Source organism: Burkholderia sp. E168m23, from assembly GCF_016586125.1.
Lineage (GTDB): Bacteria > Pseudomonadota > Gammaproteobacteria > Burkholderiales > Burkholderiaceae > Burkholderia > Burkholderia orbicola.
The window spans coordinates 1-2,665 of record NZ_BCPP01000964.1; the positions used below are offsets into that span (position 1 = coordinate 1).

Genomic DNA, 2,665 nt, shown 5'->3' on the forward strand with positions numbered 1-2,665 from the left:
GTACCGCCTCGGTACGGCGCTGCAACGTGCGTGGTCCCACGGCCAATGCAGCCGCCGCTGTCTGAAGCGAGAAACCGAGGGAAAGATGCTCGCGGGCCCAGCGCTCGAATCGCGCGATCAATGGATCGGCGTGTGCAAGGTAATCCGGAATGATGTATTCGGCCTGCGACGAACGCTTGTCGATCAGCATGAAGCGGGCCACGAGCGTGGCCAGTTCGGGACTGGCCTGACGTAGCAACCACAGCGCCAGGTCGAGATGGCCCATGGCCGATCCTGCCGTGACCACGCGATCCGCGGCGACGACCATGCGCGAATCGTTCAGATCGACTGCCGGATAACGTTGACGGAAGAAAGGCGACAGCGACCAGGTGGTCGTCGCCTCGCGATGATCCAGCAGCCCGGCTTCGGCCAGCAAGAACGTACCGATACAAGCGGCGGCGACGCCGACGCCGTCGGCATGCCACGCACGAAGGTGCGCCATCGCATCGCACACGTCCCGACGCTGCAGCGTCTCGATCAGGCGCTCCGGCTCCCTGATACCGGGCGCGGGCACGGCCACCCAGTCCGGGCGACGCACGCTGCTGGCCGGTTCCACCAGCATCGACAGTCCATGCGCAGTGCGAACGCGTTTGCGCACGCCCGCCACCGTCACGTCGAAGGGCGGCGCGGCGAAGCCTTGGGCAGCAGCTAGTTCGTTGGCCATCGCGAAGGTATCCAGCAGTACCGTCAGCCCGGTGTCGAACAGACCCTCGAGGGCCAGGATCGTCAATCTCATGTCGTAAACATCTCTATTAATGTCATTTACGACTATAGCCCGGTTTCGGGGCAAAGCCTAGACTGCGTGGCAACGTGGTGAAGACATCAGCTGCCTCGGTTTTCAATGACATCACACGTTTCATCTCGACCGCATCGGAGCCGCACGTACGGATGCGGTTGCGGTCCTCTAACCTCATTGGCTGGGAAACACTCAACATGTCCAGAACCATTCTGATCACCGGCGCCAGCAGCGGCTTCGGCCGCGACACCGCGGAAACACTCTCACGTGCCGGGCACCGGGTATTCGCGTCGATGCGTGACGTCGCCGGCCGCAACCGGCCGCATGCCGATGCGCTGCGGGCGAGCGGCGTGCAGGTCGTCGAACTCGATGTGACGGACGATGCGTCCGTCGAGCGCGGCGTCGCCTCCGTGCTGGAACATGCCGGGCGTCTCGATGTCCTGATCAATAACGCTGGTATCGGGTCGGCCGGCGTTTCCGAGGCGTTCACGACGAAGCAGGTACAGGCACTCTTCGACGTGAATGTATTCGGCATCCAGCGCATGTCGAGAGCGGTATTGCCGACCTTCAGAAAGCAGGGCGAAGGCCTGATCGTGAACGTCGGCTCGATACTCGGCCGCGTGACGTTTCCGTTCTTCGGTCTCTATGGCGCATCGAAGTTCGCGATCGAAGCGTTGACCGACAGCTACCGCTACGAATTGTCGACGTTGGGCATCGACGTCGTTCTCGTTCAACCGAGCAACTATCCGACGAATATCTTCGGCAGCGCGCAGCGGCCCGCCGACGCCGCGCGCGTGCCCGGCTACGGTGAAGCCGGTGCGATTCCGGACAAGATGGTCGAGACGTTGATGACGTTGTTCGCGAGCGACCACGCGCCGGACCCGCACGACGTCGCCGAAGCCATCGCTCAACTCGTCGAGCAAGCACCGGGCACGCGCCCCGCGCGTTGGGTCGTGGGTCAGTCATTCGGCGCCGACGCCCTCAACGCTCAAGCAGCAGCGATTCAGGCGCAGACACTGGAGAGTCTCGGGCTCGCGCACCTCGCCGGGCCGCAAGGACAATCCGCGGCGGCGTGAAGATACGTTCGCGGCAGAAAACGTCCGTCGACGCGATGGTCCACCGACTACGCGTCGGACAACGATGACGGTGAACCGCACATCCGCGAACGCTCGCTGAGCAGCGTATCGCGGTCTCTCCCATACGACGCCCTATGCGCCGACCATGCCGACCGTCACACCCGTGGTCAATCGCGTTTCAGTGTCGACCTCAGAAACTGTCCCGCCACGAAGATGTCGCGCTCCACTGCGCGTCGCGCCGCGGCGGCATCCCGCCTGTCCAGCGCATCCATCAGGTCTTCGTGGGCGTCGTTCAACACGGCGGAGGCTTCGGACGTGTCGAAGAGGCGGTTCGAGATCGGGCCGGCCTTCAGCCACAGCGTATCGATCAGCTCGAACAGCAACGGCGAGCCGGCCGCCTTGTAGAGCAGGACATGGAAGTCTTCGTTGGCGGCGAGGTAATCGGTGGCTTGGTCGGCCTTCAACGAAACCGCGGGCTGCTTCAGCGTTGGTTTGTCTCCCGCGGACTTCCTGGCGCGAGCCGGCTGATCCGCAGGGTGTTTCTAACGCCTTCGCCATGCGCTGGCAAAGCTTGCGCAGCGTGTCGTATAACTTCGTATAATGTATGCTATACGAAGTTATTACGCTCTCCGACGCACTGAACGAAGTGGATTGAGCGATCGCTCGTCCTCACGCGACAACCGAATTCAGGAAAGAGCCCCAGACATGAAACACGACAGCAATGTGACCTCCACCGTCGGCCACCTGATCGACGGCAAGCGCGTCGACGGCGGCAGCCGCGTCCAGCCGGTGTTCGACCCGGCGACGGGCGAAT

3 protein-coding genes are annotated in these 2,665 nt (G+C 63.2%); 1 reads left to right on the plus strand and 2 read right to left on the minus strand.

Annotated elements, in window-relative coordinates:
* A partial coding sequence (locus JMF90_RS32615) for a DJ-1/PfpI family protein (protein ID WP_201325977.1) occupies positions 1-775 on the minus strand: 775 nt, incomplete at its 3' end.
* Positions 776-849: 74 nt separating this feature from the next.
* Between JMF90_RS32615 and JMF90_RS32620 the strand changes: the two genes are divergently transcribed.
* On the plus strand, positions 850-1,851 hold the full coding sequence (locus JMF90_RS32620) for an SDR family oxidoreductase (RefSeq protein WP_236598077.1): 1,002 nt from the start codon (positions 850-852) through the stop codon (positions 1,849-1,851).
* A 167-nt stretch (positions 1,852-2,018) separates the two neighbouring features.
* Here JMF90_RS32620 and JMF90_RS32625 read toward each other — a convergent pair whose 3' ends face one another.
* Positions 2,019-2,315 carry an FCD domain-containing protein gene (locus JMF90_RS32625; RefSeq protein WP_236598078.1) on the minus strand — a complete coding sequence of 99 codons (297 nt, stop codon included), beginning with the start codon at positions 2,313-2,315 and terminating at the stop codon, positions 2,019-2,021.
* Positions 2,316-2,665 lie beyond the last annotated feature (350 nt).